The sequence below is a fragment of the Sphingobacterium sp. PCS056 genome (genome assembly GCF_023273895.1).
Taxonomy (GTDB): domain Bacteria; phylum Bacteroidota; class Bacteroidia; order Sphingobacteriales; family Sphingobacteriaceae; genus Sphingobacterium.
The window spans coordinates 4,127,370-4,147,295 of sequence record NZ_CP096883.1 but is presented as its reverse complement, the minus strand read 5'-3'; the positions used below and the strand labels follow the sequence as shown (position 1 = coordinate 4,147,295).

The window sequence follows — 19,926 nt, the reverse complement described above, 5'->3', positions numbered from 1 at the left end:
TATCCAATCGGTAATTACGGAAAACCATAATCAAAACATCTTTAAATTCTTCCCTCATGTACCGGAAATATCGGAAATACATCGGTAATCCCAGTAATATATCAGTAATAGCAGTAATGTCGGAAACGATTGGTGTATAGCTTTTTAACCGCTATACCTTTGTTTTCGAAGTCAGATGATAGCTTGATTAGTTTATGAGACTAAGATACTAAATAGATTTCACAATGAGAAGAACTCACGGTAGTCGTTAGCCGGTTTGGGAAGCAGCTTCTGCCTCCCGTGAGTGACACTCTTACTTCCCAAAAAATTCAGAAGGCCTTCTGAAAACACATGTAGTAATCCTATGCACGGAGCATATGGAACTACCAGGTTTTTACATTCTAATTTTTTGAATTATGTGGAGTTTAATATTATATTTTTTATTCGGAATTGGTCAACCATCAAGTTCACAGCCAACACCAGGAAATCCAACAACTATGCAATCGACAGATGATGGAGACCCAAATGACCCAAATGATCCAAATGATGGAGATGGGGGAGATAAAGGAAGTACAGTACCTCCAAAAAGATAGGATTTTTAAGGAGTAGGGAAACCTACTCCTTTTTTCTTGTTCAAAATTGTATTGTTGAGCAAAATTTAATACATTCGGTTAAAACTTTAGCCGTGTGTAAAATTTTAATCATCTCTCTTCTAATAGTTGTTTTTACTGTTTCTTGTACAAATGTTAAACAAAATGAAGCAGAACCAGTATTGGATACTAATGAATATTACGAAAAAGCATTTTTTTTATGGGAAAATGGCGGAGGTGATAGTACATTTTATTATTTTAACGAGGCAAAAGAAAAATTCCTTCTGGACAAAGATAGTGTAAGGGCCGGACGTTGCTTAATTTATATGGGGGTGATCCAATATCATTCAGGCGACTATTTTGGAGCGCAAGAAACATCCTTTGAAGCAATCAAATATATAGATTCAAAAAATAAAGATCATCAGGCATTGTTATGTCATAGCTATAATAACATTGCTAATGCCACTGATGACTTGCAACAATATAATCAAGCTATTCCATATTATGATTTAGCTATTCGATATTCAACTGATCCCAATAATACACTTGTATATAAAAATAATTTAGCGGTTTGCTTAAGAAATGTGCATCGTTATGATGAATCCATCAAATTGTTTGAAGAAATTCTTGCTAAAACCCCAAAAGAAAGTTCAGATTATGCTAAGTTTTTGAATAATTTGGCGAAAACCAGATGGACCGCTAACCATGCTTACAATCCAATTTCTATCTATCACACCGCTTTAGGTATACGCTTAAAAGAAAATGATCTATGGGGACAAAATTCAAGTTATGCTACTCTTTCTACATATTATGCAGCTGTAAACGTTGATTCGTCCATTTTCTATCTAAATAAACAATATGAGGTTGCTAAAAAAATAAATAGTGCCGATGATCGACTCAAAGCATTGAGGGGACTAGTTCAATCAAGTTCGGAATATTCTCAACGCTATTTAAAAACGTATTTGGCTTTAAACGATAGTATACAAAATGCAAGAACGGCAGCCAAGAATCAATTTGCTTTAATTCGTTATGAATCAGAAAAGAGTAAAGCGCAGAATCTTAAATTAGAAAAAGAGAATGAAAAAAAGGAATCGTATTTAATTATTCAGCGTATTGGGATAGGTTTTCTCCTATTTTCAATTGTCCTTGGAGTATTCTGGTACAAGAAACGCAAACAGCGACTTGAACTTGAAGCACAGAATAAGATAAAAGAAAACCAACTTCATCTTTCCAAGAAGATCCACGATGTTGTGGCCAATGGAATTTATCGTGTCATGACTGAAATAGAGTATAAAGAAGATATTGATCGTGAAGGTGTATTAGATAAACTAGATGATATGTACCAAAAATCGCGGGATATCTCACATGATGTTGAAGAGCAGACTTTGACTGAGGTCCCTTTTAGTGAAAAACTGGCAGATCTCCTCAAATCATTTGCGAGTGATCACCGTCGTGTTCTTATTGCCGGAAATGAGGAAGATTTGTGGGCTCGACTGAGCAAACGGGCTAAGGAAGAGGTAACTCATGTGCTGCAGGAATTAATGGTCAATATGAAAAAACATAGTCAAGCAGATCAAGTTGTTATTCGTTTTGAAAAGCATGGTAATCAGTCAGAGATTTTTTATCAAGATAATGGAATTGGTCTTGCACATTCAAAAACATATGGAAAAGGTTTATCTAATATGGTTTCCCGTATCGAAGGTATTGGTGGTGAAATTATCTTTGTCAGGGAAGAGGGGAAGGGGCTTAGTGTGAAAATCAATATACCCATATTATAAAAAACGATCATATATGTTTAAAAAAGTACTCATTGCCGAAGATCATGAGATGACCAATATTTCAGTACAGAAAGCTCTTAAAGCGCTAGGTGTAGAAGTTGTCAAGTACGTTCATTATTGCGATCATGCATTGAATTGGATAAATAATGCACTTCGCGATAAGGATCCTTACGATTTGATTATTACAGATATCGAATTTGAAGATGATGAAAGTCCCCAACAAATAAAAGATGGCTTATCACTGATCAAAGCCATTAAGCATGTACAACCTGATATTAAGGTCATATTATTCACCGCGAAAGACCGAAATAGCAAGATTAGTGAGATGTTTAAGTTAAATCAAATTGATGGCATGGTTCGTAAATCACGACGTGATGGACAATATCTTCAAGAAGCACTTGTGGCTGTTAATAATAACAAGTCCTATCAATCTCCAGATGTTAAAAAAGTTATTCAAGAGCGTAATTCGCACGAATTTACTTCATTTGACCTACACATCATTCGGTTATTATACGAAGGGATATCTCAAAAAGATATGCCACTTTATTTGCAGCAGCGAGAAGTTATTCCATCTAGTTTGAGCAGTATTGAAAAGCGGCTCAATATCATGAAAGATGTACTTAATTTTACTAAAAACGAGCAATTAGTCGCCCATTGCAAAGAGATCGGTATTATTTAAAAAATCATATTTTATGTGCTGTGTTTTTTTTGTGAAAAAAATCACGTCATTGAACATCACGTAACTCAATTTAGTAATTATAAACCTCATATTAGGCTATCGTAAGATAGCCTTTTTTATTTCTGCTCAAATAAATTATTCTTTCGCAATCGATCTGTAATAGAGCATTTCTTATTGCTTTTTCTTAATTCTTTTTATCCATTATTTTAAATTAGTACATCGTTATTATACTTGTTTTAGTTACGGGAAACCGTATCATATTAGACTCGGTTATTGATAATTTTGGATCGATGTTAATAAACCATCAGAAAAGTTATTTTAACCATATTAACTAAAAACACTTATGAATTCAGATCATTTGATCCAAGATACACTGTCGGATAGCAGGGGTATCAATGAACGTGTTAAGCAAGAGCTTTCAAAAGCTAAAACCGAGGTATTGATTGCAATGGCTTGGTTTACCGACAATGAACTATTTGCTGCAGTCCAAGGCTGTCTTGATCGGCAAGTGAAAGTTCTTATCATCATATCTGACCAGCCAGATAATGAAAAATTAGATTTTTCATTATTAGAGAAACTTGGCGCAGAGGTGACCAAGGTCAAGAATGTAGGCTGGGGAATGATGAATCAAAAATTCTGTGTTATTGATCAAAATGTGGTTATTACAGGTTCTTATAATTGGAGCAACAATTCGAAGAATAATCATGTAAGCGTTATCATTACAAATTATTCAAAAACCGTAACAGAACATATGGAAACATTTCATCAAATTCGTTCCCGCGCCATCAGGATCAATAATGGTGAACTGTTAGAAGATATTGTACAATCAGAAAAAAGAGAAAACCCTATACCATTGAAAACAGAACCGCAAACTATAATTTATTCCCAACCTGTTCAAGAACTTAATTTTCAGCAACAATCACTCAAGGAGTATAAAGATGTATTAGACAATATTATTGCATCAGAAGTTGGAGCCTTTGATAAGGACCTAGTAAAACTTAGTGGATACAATCGTGCCTATGAGAACAGTGGCGACCATCAAATCCTTCATCAAGCCATGGATAGTCTGTATTCTAATTTTATTAATGAAATTGACGTCATCGCCGAGAAGAAAGAACGTTTGAAAGTAAGAATAGATGAACAGCAAAAGCTAAGTTCAACGAATATGGAATTTAAGACGGAGCATGAGATTGAAAAGATAAAAAATAATGCTGCAGTTGACAAGCAGAATATAGATTCGGATATCAATACATTGACGAGCAAAATCGATGAAAAACGTTTGCAGATAGCCTCAAACAATACGACAAAGATTCCTTTTATAGAAAGTAAGATTTCATCCTTGAAGCAAAAGATTAAGGAGCTAGAGATCGAATTTGTGAAACCCGCTATGAACAAGCCTATCATGTTTATTTTGGGGGGTATTACCTTGCTACTCGCATTATATATATATGTCTTTTATTCTTCAGTAGCTTATATTTTTATTTTCTCAAAAGAGGAAATAAAAGAATTGACCCTTTTAGGATCAGCGAGTACTGAATCGCCAGAAGTATTTAATCCTAAAGCTATTTCTAAAATATGGACTAAGGGTTTTGGAGGTATCTTATTTCTCATTTTATTTGTTTCCATTCCTTTATCCTTAGGTATGTATAAAGTTTTTAATGATTTATTTGTTCAAAAAAGAAAGCAAGACGATCAAAAGCCAAGCTTCATTAGAAAGGTTCAAAGTTTATTTATCGATAACATAGGGATGATTTTAATTATTGTTGTTGATGTTTTTATTGCCTATAAAGTCTCTAAAAATATCAATGATATTGAATTTCAGACCAATCAGATTGATGAAAAGCTAAAACTCTCGGGTATTCTCCAAGATAGTAATTTCTGGTTGGTATTTGTCCTTGGGGCATTGGGTGTTTTTCTTTTCAGTTTCTTTTTTGAAAAATTTATGAATCAAATCAACGAACGCAATCTTTCTTTTCAGCAACAAAAAAGCAAACATATGGCACAAAGTCATCAAGCCGATATGGAAGAATACCAAGAACAGATTAATAAAATTCAATTGGAGAATGATGCAATTCAAGCTGAGCTAGTCAGTTTACAGGTGACTAAAGAAGAGAAGATCGGTCACATCCAGCAATTACCCATCCAACAAAACGAGCGCGTGGGTAGGTTGCAACAGCAGCTGCTCACATTTAAAGAGCGGATCAGCAATATTGGACAAATATACAAAAGTCAGATTGACAATGATAAGTTACCAATCTCTAAGGCTGAAATGGAAAATCGGGTCAATATTTATATGGAAGGTTGGAGCAAATATCTATATGAAGTATACGCCATCTTAAAAGCAGAAACAAAAACCCGTGAGGCAGTTAGAGAGTGTGAGGCATGGCTTTCCAATTTAGGATTACAGTCCGATGTTAAACAAGAACTGTTACAAGATATTCCAGCTTTCAACAACTAATAATTACGCAGATGAATATAAAGCATATAATGCCATTGGTTGTGTTACCATTTTTAGTGGCTTGCAGTAGTTGTGATAAACCTGCAAAAAAAGAGGTGATGATTAAGGATTATAATATCATTATCTCACCAGATTTGTCCAATCGGATCAATACGATGAAATATCCCAAACCTATCCATGATACCTTACTGATACGAGAGGTTATTGATCATGCTGATGATCTATTGAAATTAAATGATCGGAGATCAGGACAGTCCGATATTTACAAAATTGATTTTATAAACAAAGGGATTTTAAACAGCTCGTCGTTTGATCCCAAAAAGATGACGATCGATTTTAGCCAGTTTGGAACCAAGCAGTTGGATAGATCTAATTATATCCGTAAAGAGTTGAATTCCGATAAACAAGAATTTGCATATGAAGTCAATCGCGTTTACGATTATTCACTACAAAATCAAACAGGGGCCGATGTTTGGAATTATTTTAATGAAACCCTTAAAACCTCATTGGTAGATGTATCACCTCAGTTCTTAAATGAGACTGATAGTGCTATTATCAATAAAAAGAATACCAATGTTGTATTGCTTTTAACGGACGGCTATATCGAAAGCGCTAACCAAGGTAAAGGATACAAATTGGGACCAGAAATGATCGGAAAAATACGTAGAGCATTTAACGCCAGTGGCAAGTCAGAGTTGCAGGAGTTTATAGCACAAGACTCATCTTACGCGATCAATAAGACCAACTTTAATCTTAAGGATGCTAACATATTTATTGCCGAAATGGTAGATCGTTCTCTCGATAAATATGGCGTTTCAAAAGTACAACCAACGGATTTTCAGATTATCAAGGTTATCTGGGAAAAGTGGTTGAAAGATAGCGGAGCTTCCAATGTAAAGATTATCCCAGCGGTCAATACAAAACAGCAGTTTTACAAAGAGTTTGAGCAATTTCTCAAAACATTGTAGTTCATTAAGCTTCTTCTTATTATGAATAAATGGACTAATGTCGCTGTAAAGCTTGTTATAATTGCACTGTTCTTTCTTATTGTATTTCTTATGGGCTGCGTTCACTCAGAGCAAACATTCAAATCTGAGGGCTTTATGTCGACGAGCAGTCTGCCGCGTGAAAGTTATGTAAAGGTCTATAAAGTGATAGATGGTGATACCTTTTGGGGTAAAAATAAGGCTGGTAAAAATGTTAAAATTAGACTGATTGGTATAGATGCTCCAGAAGAAAGAAGCGCCTTTAAGAAAAAGAAACATCCCTTTGGTAAAGTCTCAAAGAGTCATCTTGACAGTTTGATCCTCAATAAGGAAATTAGGCTGGAATTTGATGTTGACTCCCTTGATCGTTTCGGTAGAACATTGGCATATGCTTATCTTGATCATGTCTTTATCAATGAAGAATTAATTAAGAATGGCTATGCGGTTTTAATGACTATACCTCCCAATGTACGTTTTGAATCTCAATTTGTTCGAGATCAAAATTATGCAAAATCAAATCATTTAGGAATTTGGAAATTGTACGATAATCCAATATTTGACTAAACTTCTATTAGAAATAATAGAAGTTTATATATAATTTTTTATGTTCAACTATCAAATTAGGCTACGCGAATCTAAATTGATAGTTGGACATACTATTAAGACCATTTTTCTTTACTCATAGTTCTGGTTTCTCATCTATAATACTGGACTTCTCTAAGTATGCATAAAAGTTGTACGTATGACCAATTGTCAATACGCCAAAGCTTGCTTTTGACACATGAAAATAACGATTCAATTGTGAGTTATGTGCGTCAGCATTTTCCATCCAATCCTTAGATTCAATTATCAATATAGGTTCATTATCTTTCTTTATAACATAATCCACCTTTTCCCCTTTTTAGTATCTGTATCACAGATGAATTCAAGCATTACTTCTGTCTGGTTCAAGACATCATAACCTAAGAACTGAATAAAGGGCATGACGATGGCATTTTTAGTAACCTATTCGGTACTAATTTGTTCCTTTAGATTTCCTACACATAGGTGCAGCTACTCTAGTTTGAGCAATAGTTCATTTTCCAAAATAATCATTGATTTAAAATCAAATTTAAACAGGAATATGCGTGAAGGATTACGGTTAGCCGTAATGGATTAACGACTTTTAGTTTTACAGTAAGGATATCTTATTCATGCAAGTTAGGTTGTTTAAAATATTTTTTTTTCATTACGGGATGCCGTATACACTCCATGAGATGTTCATGTAGTTTTGTTCTGTTAATAATTGATCTTCTAAAATAAATCAAGCAGTAATGGCCATTAATTTACAAAAAGGACAAAGGATTGATATAGGGTTAGATAAAATGACTATTGGATTAGGCTGGGATCCAAATGATGGTACTGGGTATGATTTCGATCTGGATGCTTCAGCATTTATGATTAATGAAAGTCGCCATATTCCATCAGAATCTTTTTTCATCTTTTACGGTAATACAGATTCTCCGGATGGAGCGTTGCATCACACTGGTGACGATCCTACAGGAGGCAATAGTTTAGAAGGAGATGATGAAAGTATTCAGCTCGATTTATCTCAAGTTGATTGTGCTATCTCCGAAATTCTAATTGTGGTCACGATTCATGAAGCATTAGCTCGAAAGCAAAATTATGGACAAGTAAGAAATTCTTATATCCGCATCGTTGACGATAGGACTGGAACAGAGGTCGCTAAGTACGAACTAGAAGAAGATTTTTCAATTGAGACTGCTGTCGAATTTGGTAGAATATATAGACGTAATGGTCAATGGAAATTTGAAGCATCAGGAATAGGTTATAATGAAGATTTAGCTTTTTTTCTATCAAAATATTATCATGGAGAAATTATCAAATAGGTTAAGCCTATCTGGCTGGTCTTCAGTTCAAGGAAGAAGTGTGGGTATTGATTTTAAGATACGATCAATCGCAGTTGACAAACTGGAGACATTTCATCATACTCATGCTCATGGTGTTTATAGGTATTGGTTAGTTATGAGTTTTTTAACGGAGTTTAATTAGAGATTATGAATATTCAAATAGATGCTTATAAACATTTTTCCTTTGATCTGTGGTTAACACTAATTAAATCTAATCCACAATTTAAAATTAATAGAAATAGGTTATTGAGAGATTTTTTTTCTATCGATTCTTCTATCGAAAAAATTGGTGAGACTGTAAGATATTATGATTTGTTAGCGAATAGAATAAGTGAGTCAACAGGAATTCATTTTGATGCAAATCACATTTATTATTTGATTCTTGATCAATTTAAAATCAGTTTTAATCAATCAGATAAGCAACTTCAAGAGTTTCAGAAGGAAGTAGATACTCTGTTTTTTAAATATAAACCTATTCTTATTGATGGTCATATAAAAGATCTATTTAAAAAAATAAGTAATCAAAATAAAACTATTAGTCTACTTAGTAATACAGCTTTTATTACAGGAGAATCTTTAAGGAAGATTTTGATGGATTATGAATTATCAGATTACTTTATGTTTCAACTTTATTCGGATGAAATTGGTATTTCTAAACCCAATCATAGCGTATTTGACATGGTATTTAACAAGGTGAATGATCATTTACGTATAACTAAAAGTGAAGTTGTTCATATCGGAGATAATAAATTTGCTGATTATTTAGGCGCTAAAAATTATGGGTTTCAGGCCATTTTAATATAAAAATAAAATTATATGTCGTACAGTCTACATAAGATCATAGATCAATCAAATTGTCCTTTTTCAGAAAAGGATTATAGCCTTTTCAAATTTGGAAATATTTCTTGTGCTAAACGATTTGCTAATGAACTATTTAGTGGATTTATTGAAGAACATTTTGATTTAATATTAGCTCAAAATGAAATCATTGTGTTGTCAAGCCCTTATTATTCTATTCCTACAGCTTCAAATTTCTTATGTTATTTTTTTAAAGAAAACTTGAATCAATTCTTATTCAAAAATGGTCGTGGAGCCTGTAAAGAAAGTAAAATACATCGTAATCAAACTTATTTAGATGATTATGGAAATATGGATTTTAATCAAAGGATAGGTTTAATCGCTAATGATACTTATTATATAGACAGACACTATATAGATGGTAAGTTTTGTATTTTCTTAGATGATATAAAAATTACTGGAAGTCACGAATTTACCATCAATAAAATATTAGATCATTACCATGTTAAGGGAGAGTTCCTTTTCGTTTATTATGCAGAGCTTATCAACAAGGATATTCATCCCAATATAGAAAATCATTATAATTATTTCGCAATTCAATCATTGCAAGATATTACAAATATTATAAACGGCGATTCCTTCCAATTTAACACACGTTTAGTAAAATATCTTTTGCAATTAAATGATATGGATTTTAACACGCTGGTAAATAATATTAGCTCAGAAAAGACAAATGAGTTAATGAGTTTGGCCGTGAGTAATAATTATCACTTAATCGATTTATTAAAAAACAATATTATAAAATTAGAACAATTATGGCAATCAACTTACAAAAGGGACAAAGAGAGAGTATTAGATCTCTAAAGTTCACAATTGGCTTAGGCTGGGACACGAACGATTCTTCCACAGGAAGTTCGTACGATTTAGACGCTTCTGTTTTTATTTTGGGAGAGGATAAAAAAATATTATCTGACAATCATTTTATCTTTTATAACAATTTAAAATCACCAAATGAAGCTGTTGTACATACTGGAGATAATCTAACAGGGGATGGTGAAGGTGATGACGAACAATTGCTTGTGGATTTAGGTAAAATCGAGGCTAATGCAAATGAAATTTGCATTGTTATTACGATCCATGATGCACATACTAAAAACCAAAATTTTGGACAAGTACGTAATTCTTTTATCCGAATAGTTGATTCAGCTACAGGTGAAGAATTATTAAAGTACGAATTAGATGAAGACTTCTCTGTAGAAACAGCTGTCGAATTTGGAAGAATCTATAAAAGGAATGGGGAATGGAAATTTGAAGCTGTTGGGGCAGGTATGAAAGGCGGTTTACAAGATTATTTAGATAGATATCAATAACATATTATGGCAATTAACTTACAAAAGGGACAACGGATTAATCTTCAGAAAGATAACGGAGTAAAACTTCAAAATATTTGTGTTGGTGTAAATTGGGGTGCAATCGAAAAAAAAGGATGGTTAGGTAATGTTTCAAAAGAAGCAGTTGATTTAGATGCTAGTTGTGCATTATTTGATGATGGAAAAAATATAGTTGATGTCGTCTATTTTGGAAATTTAATATCCAAAGATAGTTCAATTAAGCATAGTGGTGATGATTTGACAGGTGATATGGATGGAGATGATGGTTTGGATAATGAGATTATTACTTTAGACTTCACAAAACTACATACGAATATTAGTTCTGTTGCTTTTATATTAAACAGTTTTAGAGGACATGATTTTGGAACAATTCCTTTTGCTTCAATTCGCATATATGAAGGAACACCTACACGAGTTAATGAAGTTTTTGCTACTTATAATATTGCAAAAGGGAGTAATTTTTCAGGACATACATCTATGATCATGGGTATTTTTTATAAAAGAAATAATGAATGGAAATTTAATGCAATTGGAGAGCCTACTAAGGATAAGAAATTAGAGGAAACAATTAGAAGTGTTCAACAAAGTTATTTATAACTATGGGTTTTCATTTTCTTGGAAGCGCGCTTTGGATATAACTGGGGCGAAACAAAGTATTGCAAATAGATAGGGGGGCAACATCAAAAACAAAAATGGAAAAAAATTGCCTCCCAATTCTAGACCACTTTTTAATAGTAAATAATTATGAGAAGATTACCCGTATACCTGATTCTTGATACTTCGGGATCAATGGCTGGAGAGCCAATTGAAGCATTGAAAAACGGCGTGCAAATGATGATGCATTCCCTGCGTCAAAACCCACAAGCTATAGAAACAGCTCATGTAAGTATCATCACATTTGATACAGAAGCGAAACAAATAATCCCTTTAACAGATTTAGCATCGTTTCAGATGGTTGATATAAAAGCTTCTGGGGTCACCTCACTAGGTGCGGCTTTATCCCTGTTAGCAGATAAATTAGATACTGAAGTTGCAAAAACGACTTTAGACCAAAAAGGAGATTGGAAGCCTTTGACGTTTATAATAACTGATGGTATTCCTACAGATGATTGGGAAGAGGGGTATAAAAAATTGAAAAACGTAAACAAGGGGTTAATTGTAGGCTGTGCAGCAGGCCACGCTGCTGATGATGCTATTTTAAGAAAAATCACAGCGTCAGTAGTCCGTCTGGATAATGCTGATTCTGAAAGTATTTCTAAATTCTTTCAATGGGTAACAGCTTCAATATCTGTTTCTTCTACTAAAGTGGAAGAGTCCGGCAAGGAAGTGACGGGTCTAGATCAACTTCCTCCACCTCCCTCAGAATTAGTAATTGTAGCATAGTTATGGGAAGAAGACTATTAGCTTATTTCCTATTAGATACCTCTGGGTCTATGTATGGAGAACCAATTCAAGCATTGAATAATGGGTTTAATGGACTTATTAGTATGCTTAGAACAGATCCTCAGGCGATGGATTCACTTTATATCAGCGTGATTACATTTGATCGTGATGTGAAAAATATAATTCCTTTAGTTGATCTAGCAAGTTTCAATCCTATTGAGATAAAGTGTCCAGAGAGTGGGCCAACACATACTGGGGAAGCACTGGAATGCGTGTATAACCTTGTTAGTAGTGAGCTGATTAAAGGTTCTTCTGATCGTAAGGGCGATTGGAAGCCTTTGCTTTTTATTTTTACAGATGGTAAGCCATCTGACTTGCAAAAGTACAGGTCTTTTTTACCAAAGATCAAATCGCTTGATTTCGGGATAATAGTCGGCTGTGCAGCAGGACCTAAAGCTGAAGTGAGTTTTTTAACTGAATTAACTCATGATGTTGTGAAGTTGGATACAACAGATTCCAACACTTTGACAACTTTCTTTAAATGGGTCAGTTCTTCCATAGAAGCAGGTAATAAATCCCAGGGGACAGGAGAAGCGATAACCTTGCCTCCTCCGCCCAGTGAATTAAATATTGTTTTGTAATTCAGTACATGATGAGAAGATTGCCAGTTTATTTCCTTATTGACGTTTCCGAATCCATGGTAGGAGAACCTATTGAACAAGTTCAAGATGGTATAGCCACGATTATTAAAGAACTTAAAACAGATCCTTATGCTTTAGAGACTGTTTGGATTTCAATAATTGGTTTTGCAGGTAAAAGTAAAGTCATAACACCTTTACAAGATGTTATTACATTTTATCCTCCAAAGATTCCTATAGGGGGAGGAACGTCTATAGCGAATGGTTTAAAAGAATTAATGAAGGCCTTTGATACAGATCTAGTCAAAACTACTTATGAGAGAAAGGGAGATTGGAAACCCATTGTATTTTTATTTACAGATGGTATTCCTACCGATGAATCTACATCTGCAATAGAACTTTGGAATTCAAATTACAGAACAAAATCTAATCTAATTATTATTTCTATTGGTGATAATACAAATTTGAATTTATTGAGTAAGCTTTCAGATCAAGTATTGCTATTCAACAATACAAATGCAAATGCTTATAAGGAGTTTTTTAGATGGATAACAGCTTCGATAAAAGCGACTAGTGAAAACATTAATAATACATCACAAGAGGGGATTAATTTAAGTAAGGCAAATGGTCATATTATAGAGAAAATAGATACCGCAAAACAATTTGAAATTCCAGATGATAATTATGTTGTTCTGAATGGTAAATGCTCTCATAATGATAAGCTTTATTTAATAAAATTTAGAAGACAGTTTGAAGATTTTGGTTTAATGGATCTACAATCAAAATTTTATAAAGTAGATGGAGCTTATAAAATAGATGAAATAACCTATAAAGAATTCTCAAATCATCAGGATTATCTTTTGAAGATATCTACAGATGAGCTTAGGGGAAATCCGCCGTGCCCTTATTGTGGTAATCGATATGCCTTAGCTACCTGTGTTTGTGGGGGAATTCATTGTATAGATGATGGAGTAGAGAATACTTGCCCCTGGTGCGGAAACTCTGGATTTTATGGCAGTTCTGAAAGTGGTTTTGATATTAATAGAACATTAGGCTAAATTATGGAAGCGCTATTAAAACAAATAATAAAAGAGTTTGATGTTGAGGAAAATAAAATTGTAGAGCATACAATCTCAAAATTAATCGATAATGCTCAAGTCTGTGACTTGTCCAAGTTGATTGCAGATACAAAACAAGAAATATTTAAAATATTTTCTATGTATAGAGAAAAGGAAGAATTTAAGGAAAGGCATATTACAATAACGAATGCTCATGTCAAAAAAAAATATGAATATATTTTTGATTTGCAAGAGTTTAAAAATATTGGAATAAAGGAAGTTCGAAATCTAAGTACTATTGGATTATCATTCGATGTAGAGCAGCTCAAGATTTACGGAGTCCCTACTTTAGCTCACAGTGTAGATTTACAAATTGTATTTTATAGTAAACAGGATACGAATCAAAGTGAGGATATCAAAATTGTTCCTTTTATCGTAAACGCTGACCCCAAGGATCTTTGGAGGGATGTACCTAGCGATAGAAATATGAAATTTGCCAAACCAGATACGGATACTTTTTTTGATACTTTTTTAGATAAAAAGATTGTTGTGGCATCAAAAAGAGGACGTTCTCACGCTCATGATGGGACTTTTAGAGATGATGATTTTGCTGTTAAAAAATTAGTCGATGGATGGGAAATTGTTGCAGTCGCTGATGGTGCTGGTTCAGCAAAGTACGCTCGAGAAGGATCTAAAATCGCTTCACAATTTATTGTAGATAGTTTTAATAATCAAGAATTATTAGTAGAACTATCGAATAATATAATTGATTATTTTAATCCAACCGACACAGAGCAACTAAATGCTATAGCTGGTACTGTAGAGAATTTGGAAGATGTACAGCCCATGATAGGTCAAGAACAGGTCGAGAATCAAATTTTAAAGGTCAAATCTAATGTCATTAATATTTTGTACAAGAATGTTAGAAATCTTCATACGATGTTAGTTGATTTTGCTAAAGCTGAAAGTATTAATTTGAAAGATTTAAATACAACTTTAATATTTGCTTTAGTTAAGAAATTTGATTTCGGTTATGTTAGTCTAACTTTTGGTGTTGGAGATTGCCCTATAAATATTATCAATGAAGATTTTGATGAAGTCAAGCTATTAAATATATTGGATATTGGCGAGTTTGGTGGTGGAACCAGGTTTATTACGATGCCCGAAATTTTTAGTAATTCTAACATGGCACTAAGGTTTGATATCAATAAGTTCACTGATTTTTCAAAAATGATATTAATGACTGATGGTATTTATGATCCAAAATTTGTTACTGAAAATAAATTGGAAGATTTGGATACTTGGCAATCATTTATTCGTGATTTAGAAGGAGAAAATGAAGATAATATCAAAGTGAACTTTATTGAGGATGAGAATATTGAAGATCAGTTATTGGATTGGATGGATTTCTGGAGTAAAGGAAATCATGATGATAGAACCTTAGCTATTATTTATTAGATCATGAGTACTATAAAGGTTCAGTCCATCATTAATTCGTCACAATATTATGAATATATAGACGATGGAAATCCAAAACAAGGAGGAGTAAAAGATGTTTATTTTGCTCCTAATAGAAAATATGTAGTCGCTTTTTTTCGAGATCCTTTAGACTTTAATCAAAAGGATCGAATAAAAAAAATAGTCACTCTATATCTTGAAAACATAAAAAAAGGTAATGCATCAGATTATTATCTTAATGATATATTTAGGTGGCCATACGATGCCGTAGAGAAGAACGGAAAAACAGGAGTAATTGTGCCTATTTATGATTCAAAATTCTTTTTTAAGAAGGGCTATTGCTCTAATGAAACCATTAAAGGAGGGGAAAAGGTCGGTAAATGGTTTACTTCGCCTTCATTTCGTAATAAAAATTATCCGCTTTCTTTGGATAAGAACGAATTAGGTGATTGGTTGAGTTACTTCCAAATTGCAATAAATATTTGCCGGGGTGTAAAAAAACTCCATCAAATGGGCTTGGCACATTCTGATTTATCATATAACAATGTCCTTGTAGATCCGGTTTCTAAGTCGGCTGTTATTATCGATATCGATGGTTTGGTGGTACCTGGGTTATTTCCCCCTGAAGTGATCGGTACGGCAGATTTTATTGCACCAGAAGTCCTCACTACTAAGCATCTTAAGATAAGTGATAGTAATCGGATTTTACCCAATCAAAAAACAGATTTGCATGCATTAGCTGTTTTAATTTATATGTACTTATTTAGAAGACATCCATTAAGGGGTGGTAAAATATGGGATTTGGATTCGGAGAAGGATGAACTTTTTGCTATGGGCGAGAAAGCCATATTTGTTGAGCATCCGACTGATCATACCAATCAGGTCAAAGTCGATCATCTAAAGAAGTGGGATATAAATTGGGGAGATCCTAAAAAGATTCCGTTTACAATAGTAGGGCCATATTTGACAGATTTATTTAAACGAGCATTTATTGATGGTCTACATAATCCGATACTTCGTCCAATTGCTAATGAATGGGAAACAGCTTTATTAAAAACCGTGGATCTGATTCAGCCTTGTCAAAATCCTTCATGTGATGAGAAGTGGTATGTATTTGACAATACTGCCAATCCGAAATGTCCTTTTTGTGGTACTGCGCACAAAGGAACATTACCGGTCATTGATCTTTATTATAAATTTAAAGATGATGTGTGGAAGCCAGAAGGACATCGATTAATGGCATATCATAATCAATATCTTTTCAAATGGCATGTATCACGACACGTTATTCGTAATGAGAACCTAACAGCAGAAGATAAAAAGCCTGTTGGATATTTTACTTTTTATCAAAATAAATGGGTGTTAGTCAATCAAACTTTAAATGGGATGAAAGATTTGACAGATAAGAAAGACATACCTATTAATTCTATGGTAGAACTTACAGATGGAAAAAAAATTCTTCTTTCTAATGAAGAAGGAGGTCGACTATTATATATCACATTAACAAACAAATAGTTTGTTTTTCTACCACATTCAATATATATCAACCTTAATAATTTATAAAAATGGAACAAGGAATTTTAGATTTACATCCTGGATTAGTCTGGGGGTTTGGTATAGTAATACTTATTATGTTATTACTAGACCTAGGTGTTTTTAATAAAAAAGCACACGAAGTATCATCAAAAGAAGCTGCAATTTGGAGTGTTGTTTGGATTTCTTTAGCAATGGCTTTTTCGGGCGTTGTTTATTGGGTCTTTAATCAAGATGCTGGAGGACACGATTTGGCTTTAGAGAAATTTACGCAATTTCAAGCAGCGTATTGGGTTGAGAAAGCATTATCTGTAGATAATTTATTTGTATTTATTCTAGTATTTGGATTTTTCAAAGTACCTAAACATCTACATCACAAAGTACTTTTCTGGGGGATAATCGGTGCATTGATATTTAGAGCTATATTTATTTTTGCCGGTGTTGAAATTATTAACTTAACTTATTTAAGTCAATTTATTCAAAACAATAGTTCAATACATTATATCATTTGGAGTTTTATAGGGCTATTATCTATTGTTTTAGCATTAAAATACCTTAAAGAGGAGAAACTTTTTTTAATCATAGCTTTACTATTCGGAATTTTACTGCTTTTGGGTGTCAATACTAAATATATCATTGATATCAATAATATATCAATACCTGAAATCAATATTGTAATGACGCTATTTGGATTATTCCTAGTAGTAGTAGGAATAAAATCTTGGGGTGGAGGAGATGATGATGAAAGTGAAGATTATAGTAATACTGCTGGGGCAAAACTAATTAAGCAATTTTGGAAAGTTTCCGATAATTATGATGGTGATCAGTTTTTTACAGTTCAAAATAATGTAAAAATGGCTACGCCTCTACTAGTTGTGGTAGCTGTAATTGAATTCACAGATGTGTTATTTGCTGTTGATTCTATCCCTGCTATTTTTGCTATTTCAAAAGATCCGTTCATCCTGTATACATCTAATATATTTGCAATTCTTGGCTTGCGGGCGTTATATTTTTTGTTATCAAATTTCATTCATATGTTTAGTAAACTTCCATATGGATTGGCTGTTATTTTGACCTTTATAGGTGTTAAAATGCTTATCTCTCCATGGTTTCACATAAGTTCTCCTGTTTCATTAGGAGTCGTTGGAGGAGTTTTGGTACTTTCCGTTATAGCATCATTAATATTTCCGGAGAATAAGCGTAGTGGGGAAGAAAGTTAATTGCGCAAATGCTCAATAAACAAAAAAGAGATTACTAACACTAATCTCTTTTTTGTTTAAATCAAGCAATAATTAAAATCCGTGATGTTTGATTTCTCCAAGTGATGAAAATGTGTATATATGATCATTTGTCAATATGCATTTTGCTTTTGAGAAATGAAAATAACGATACGAGTCACATTTCATTATAGTAATTGATTTATAGCCGAATTTATACATGAATTCGAAGGAAGGATTACGGTTAGCCGTAATGGATTAACGACTTGAGTACATAGTTTTGTGTTCAATTAAAACTATTTAAAGAAACAGTATTATGGCATGGGATTTTAGAAGACGTGTAAAAATTATACCTGGTGTCCATCTTAATTTTAGTAAGAATGGTATTTCAACCTCAATAGGTGTAAAAGGAGCTGGTATTACGGTAGGAAGATCTGGAACCTATCTCAACACCGGTATACCAGGATTGGGTTTATACAATAGACAGAAACTTGTTAATGGAAGTTCACCATCATTTGAATCACCGATTTCTCCACAACATTTGGAACCTTCAGATTCTAGGTACGATAATATCTTTAGTGCAGCTATTCATGAAATCACCAGTCAAGATATGCAGGGAATAAAAGAGGCCATATTACTAGCACGGGAGCAGCGCTTATCATTGGAGAAAGATATTTCCAAAATTAGAATAGCCCTAACGGTTAGCAAAATCAAAAAAGCCATGAGTTATTTGCTGATTTATGGATTGATCAATAAATCTATTCCAGAGCAAATAACCAATGATTTAAAAGCTCAAGTAGAAGCATTGAAACAAACAAAAGAACAGATAGAAGCATCTTTTGTCAACCTAGAAGTCTATTTTGATTCCGACTCGAAACATAAATATGAAGAACTTGTCACTACATTTATCGAACTAACAAAAAGTCGTAAGATATGGGACGTGACAAGTGCTCACTATGAGGACCGTCGCATTACCCGTTCTTCGGCTAGTACAGTTGTAAAGCGCAATACTGTTCATTTTGGGATAAAGTCAATACCCGAATTGAAATCTGATGTACAAGCACTATTCTTACAAAATGCAAACGGTGCCGATCTCTATATCTATCCTAATTTTATTGTGATGTACTGCAAAAATAAAGATTTTGCAGTCATAGGGTTGGATGAAATAAATCTACAGCAGAGTTATGTAAGATTTACAGAAACTCAGGGTGTACCAGCAGATACAAAAATAATTGATCAGACCTGGGCTAAGGTTAATAAAAATGGCACTCGAGATAAGCGGTTTAAAGGTAACTATCAAATTCCAGTTGTGCGATACGGAGAGATAAAATTAAGAACCACAACAGGAGTTCATGAGGAATATCAATTTAGTAATTACGAAGCAACTGCAGCTTTTGGTCAAGCTTTTAGAGCATATCAGCAATCTATTAAACAATTGGTCTAGATTCGAAATATCTACATGTAGAGACTGGCTTTTTGTAGAGGAGTACTTATGGTATACCTTAAACATGGCGTACAAATCCTGATTAGCTTTGTTTCAATATGTCCGTTCACAGGGGATTGACATGATAAACTATTTATAAATATTAATATGAAGAAATTTTTACTATGTATTTTATTACCGCTTTTATTTGCTTGTAGCAAAGAGAATTCAACAGAAGATGTTTACGGGTATGAGGTGGAATGCGAGCAATGTCATATCACTTACCTGGATGCAAATGAGAGAGTGGTATCTGTTAAGGGACAAAGCAAGCGCTGGAAGATTGACTTTCCCAATGCTGTCGTCTACGAGCTCGATGTAACGGCACAAACTTTAGTGAATAACGCAAGTAATATGCATGTCTATATAACTAAAAATGGTTCTCGTGTTTCATCTAATTCAGGACTGACCGAAGCTGCGACAAGTTATACTGTCTCTTCTCGTGGCGGTGGAGGAGCAACGACTGCTTCTGGTTATTGCGGAGCGCCAACTCAAAAAGGTGGAGCTTGTACAAGAAAAGTCTCAGGTGGAGGAAGATGTTGGCAGCATAAATAATCGCTATAACAAATATTAAATCAGTCTGTCATTAT

At 33.6% G+C, this 19,926-nt stretch carries 21 protein-coding genes; 20 read left to right on the top strand and 1 reads right to left on the bottom strand.

Annotated features, from left to right (window positions below; genetic code table 11):
* Positions 1 to 395: 395 nt before the first annotated feature.
* The 6 genes from MUB18_RS17360 to MUB18_RS17335 all read left to right on the top strand — a co-directional run bounded on the left by MUB18_RS17360 (position 396) and on the right by MUB18_RS17335 (position 7,034).
* Positions 396 to 572 (top strand): hypothetical protein, encoded by a 177-nt coding sequence (locus MUB18_RS17360; protein WP_248754033.1) that lies wholly within the window; start codon positions 396 to 398, stop codon positions 570 to 572.
* A gap of 92 nt (positions 573 to 664) precedes the next feature.
* The gene (locus MUB18_RS17355) at positions 665 to 2,347 is read left to right on the top strand and encodes a tetratricopeptide repeat-containing sensor histidine kinase (protein ID WP_248754032.1); all 1,683 of its coding nucleotides are present in this window, start codon (positions 665 to 667) and stop codon (positions 2,345 to 2,347) included.
* Positions 2,348 to 2,360: 13 nt separating this feature from the next.
* Positions 2,361 to 3,026 carry a response regulator gene (locus MUB18_RS17350; protein WP_045754977.1) on the top strand — a complete coding sequence of 222 codons (666 nt, stop codon included), beginning with the start codon at positions 2,361 to 2,363 and terminating at the stop codon, positions 3,024 to 3,026.
* A gap of 343 nt (positions 3,027 to 3,369) precedes the next feature.
* Positions 3,370 to 5,484, top strand: coding sequence for a phospholipase D-like domain-containing protein (locus MUB18_RS17345; protein ID WP_248754031.1), 2,115 nt, complete (start codon positions 3,370 to 3,372; stop codon positions 5,482 to 5,484).
* An 11-nt stretch (positions 5,485 to 5,495) separates the two neighbouring features.
* Complete coding sequence (locus MUB18_RS17340) at positions 5,496 to 6,452, top strand: hypothetical protein (protein WP_248754030.1); 957 nt, start codon at positions 5,496 to 5,498, stop codon at positions 6,450 to 6,452.
* A gap of 21 nt (positions 6,453 to 6,473) precedes the next feature.
* Complete coding sequence (locus MUB18_RS17335) at positions 6,474 to 7,034, top strand: thermonuclease family protein (RefSeq protein WP_248754029.1); 561 nt, start codon at positions 6,474 to 6,476, stop codon at positions 7,032 to 7,034.
* 115 nt (positions 7,035 to 7,149) lie between these two features.
* Here the strand turns inward: MUB18_RS17335 and MUB18_RS17330 are convergent, their stop codons facing one another.
* The gene (locus MUB18_RS17330) at positions 7,150 to 7,359 is read right to left on the bottom strand and encodes a type I restriction enzyme HsdR N-terminal domain-containing protein (RefSeq protein ID WP_248754028.1); all 210 of its coding nucleotides are present in this window, start codon (positions 7,357 to 7,359) and stop codon (positions 7,150 to 7,152) included.
* A gap of 424 nt (positions 7,360 to 7,783) precedes the next feature.
* Here MUB18_RS17330 and MUB18_RS17325 point away from each other — a divergent pair, with 424 nt between their 5' ends.
* From MUB18_RS17325 to MUB18_RS17260, 14 genes are all read left to right on the top strand, one after another.
* Entirely contained in the window at positions 7,784 to 8,359 is a 576-nt protein-coding gene (locus MUB18_RS17325; protein WP_248754027.1) for a TerD family protein, read from the top strand.
* The gene (locus MUB18_RS17320) at positions 8,340 to 8,522 is read left to right on the top strand and encodes a hypothetical protein (RefSeq protein WP_248754026.1); all 183 of its coding nucleotides are present in this window, start codon (positions 8,340 to 8,342) and stop codon (positions 8,520 to 8,522) included. Before MUB18_RS17325 ends, MUB18_RS17320 begins: the two co-directional genes overlap by 20 nt.
* Positions 8,523 to 8,527: 5 nt before the next feature.
* Complete coding sequence (locus MUB18_RS17315) at positions 8,528 to 9,184, top strand: HAD family hydrolase (RefSeq protein ID WP_248754025.1); 657 nt, start codon at positions 8,528 to 8,530, stop codon at positions 9,182 to 9,184.
* Positions 9,185 to 9,196: 12 nt separating this feature from the next.
* Positions 9,197 to 10,042 carry a phosphoribosyltransferase family protein gene (locus MUB18_RS17310; RefSeq protein WP_248754024.1) on the top strand — a complete coding sequence of 282 codons (846 nt, stop codon included), beginning with the start codon at positions 9,197 to 9,199 and terminating at the stop codon, positions 10,040 to 10,042.
* Complete coding sequence (locus tag MUB18_RS17305) at positions 9,994 to 10,548, top strand: TerD family protein (RefSeq protein WP_248754023.1); 555 nt, start codon at positions 9,994 to 9,996, stop codon at positions 10,546 to 10,548. The genes MUB18_RS17310 and MUB18_RS17305 overlap by 49 nt, the downstream gene beginning before the upstream one ends.
* A gap of 6 nt (positions 10,549 to 10,554) precedes the next feature.
* Complete coding sequence (locus MUB18_RS17300; RefSeq protein ID WP_153198468.1) at positions 10,555 to 11,166, top strand: TerD family protein; 612 nt, start codon at positions 10,555 to 10,557, stop codon at positions 11,164 to 11,166.
* A 147-nt stretch (positions 11,167 to 11,313) separates the two neighbouring features.
* Entirely contained in the window at positions 11,314 to 11,952 is a 639-nt protein-coding gene (locus tag MUB18_RS17295; RefSeq protein ID WP_248754022.1) for a vWA domain-containing protein, read from the top strand.
* A 2-nt stretch (positions 11,953 to 11,954) separates the two neighbouring features.
* On the top strand, positions 11,955 to 12,593 hold the full coding sequence (locus MUB18_RS17290; RefSeq protein WP_248754021.1) for a vWA domain-containing protein: 639 nt from the start codon (positions 11,955 to 11,957) through the stop codon (positions 12,591 to 12,593).
* A gap of 8 nt (positions 12,594 to 12,601) precedes the next feature.
* Complete coding sequence (locus MUB18_RS17285) at positions 12,602 to 13,648, top strand: TerY-C metal binding domain-containing protein (protein ID WP_248754020.1); 1,047 nt, start codon at positions 12,602 to 12,604, stop codon at positions 13,646 to 13,648.
* 3 nt (positions 13,649 to 13,651) lie between these two features.
* A complete protein-coding gene (locus MUB18_RS17280) occupies positions 13,652 to 15,106 on the top strand; it encodes a PP2C family serine/threonine-protein phosphatase (RefSeq protein ID WP_248754019.1) in 1,455 nt (484 codons plus the stop codon).
* Positions 15,107 to 15,109: 3 nt separating this feature from the next.
* Positions 15,110 to 16,621, top strand: coding sequence for a helix-hairpin-helix domain-containing protein (locus MUB18_RS17275; protein ID WP_248754018.1), 1,512 nt, complete (start codon positions 15,110 to 15,112; stop codon positions 16,619 to 16,621).
* 50 nt (positions 16,622 to 16,671) lie between these two features.
* A complete protein-coding gene (locus tag MUB18_RS17270; RefSeq protein WP_248754017.1) occupies positions 16,672 to 17,859 on the top strand; it encodes a TerC family protein in 1,188 nt (395 codons plus the stop codon).
* A gap of 313 nt (positions 17,860 to 18,172) precedes the next feature.
* Complete coding sequence (locus MUB18_RS17265) at positions 18,173 to 19,300, top strand: DUF4236 domain-containing protein (protein WP_248754016.1); 1,128 nt, start codon at positions 18,173 to 18,175, stop codon at positions 19,298 to 19,300.
* 234 nt (positions 19,301 to 19,534) lie between these two features.
* Entirely contained in the window at positions 19,535 to 19,891 is a 357-nt protein-coding gene (locus MUB18_RS17260; protein ID WP_248754015.1) for a hypothetical protein, read from the top strand.
* Positions 19,892 to 19,926 lie beyond the last annotated feature (35 nt).

What these genes read in the sequence shown, in the direction of transcription:
- MUB18_RS17305 (WP_248754023.1), top strand. Translation starts at nt 9,994, where the DNA reads ATGGCAATCAACTTACAAAAGGGACAAAGAGAGAGTATTAGATCTCTA.
- MUB18_RS17280 (WP_248754019.1), top strand. Translation starts at nt 13,652, where the DNA reads ATGGAAGCGCTATTAAAACAAATAATAAAAGAGTTTGATGTTGAGGAA.
- MUB18_RS17335 (WP_248754029.1), top strand. Translation starts at nt 6,474, where the DNA reads ATGAATAAATGGACTAATGTCGCTGTAAAGCTTGTTATAATTGCACTG.
- MUB18_RS17315 (WP_248754025.1), top strand. Translation starts at nt 8,528, where the DNA reads ATGAATATTCAAATAGATGCTTATAAACATTTTTCCTTTGATCTGTGG.
- MUB18_RS17340 (WP_248754030.1), top strand. Translation starts at nt 5,496, where the DNA reads ATGAATATAAAGCATATAATGCCATTGGTTGTGTTACCATTTTTAGTG.
- MUB18_RS17295 (WP_248754022.1), top strand. Translation starts at nt 11,314, where the DNA reads ATGAGAAGATTACCCGTATACCTGATTCTTGATACTTCGGGATCAATG.
- MUB18_RS17270 (WP_248754017.1), top strand. Translation starts at nt 16,672, where the DNA reads ATGGAACAAGGAATTTTAGATTTACATCCTGGATTAGTCTGGGGGTTT.
- MUB18_RS17275 (WP_248754018.1), top strand. Translation starts at nt 15,110, where the DNA reads ATGAGTACTATAAAGGTTCAGTCCATCATTAATTCGTCACAATATTAT.
- MUB18_RS17325 (WP_248754027.1), top strand. Translation starts at nt 7,784, where the DNA reads ATGGCCATTAATTTACAAAAAGGACAAAGGATTGATATAGGGTTAGAT.
- MUB18_RS17290 (WP_248754021.1), top strand. Translation starts at nt 11,955, where the DNA reads ATGGGAAGAAGACTATTAGCTTATTTCCTATTAGATACCTCTGGGTCT.
- MUB18_RS17265 (WP_248754016.1), top strand. Translation starts at nt 18,173, where the DNA reads ATGGCATGGGATTTTAGAAGACGTGTAAAAATTATACCTGGTGTCCAT.
- MUB18_RS17360 (WP_248754033.1), top strand. Translation starts at nt 396, where the DNA reads ATGTGGAGTTTAATATTATATTTTTTATTCGGAATTGGTCAACCATCA.
- MUB18_RS17285 (WP_248754020.1), top strand. Translation starts at nt 12,602, where the DNA reads ATGATGAGAAGATTGCCAGTTTATTTCCTTATTGACGTTTCCGAATCC.
- MUB18_RS17320 (WP_248754026.1), top strand. Translation starts at nt 8,340, where the DNA reads ATGGAGAAATTATCAAATAGGTTAAGCCTATCTGGCTGGTCTTCAGTT.
- MUB18_RS17345 (WP_248754031.1), top strand. Translation starts at nt 3,370, where the DNA reads ATGAATTCAGATCATTTGATCCAAGATACACTGTCGGATAGCAGGGGT.
- MUB18_RS17310 (WP_248754024.1), top strand. Translation starts at nt 9,197, where the DNA reads ATGTCGTACAGTCTACATAAGATCATAGATCAATCAAATTGTCCTTTT.
- MUB18_RS17300 (WP_153198468.1), top strand. Translation starts at nt 10,555, where the DNA reads ATGGCAATTAACTTACAAAAGGGACAACGGATTAATCTTCAGAAAGAT.
- MUB18_RS17350 (WP_045754977.1), top strand. Translation starts at nt 2,361, where the DNA reads ATGTTTAAAAAAGTACTCATTGCCGAAGATCATGAGATGACCAATATT.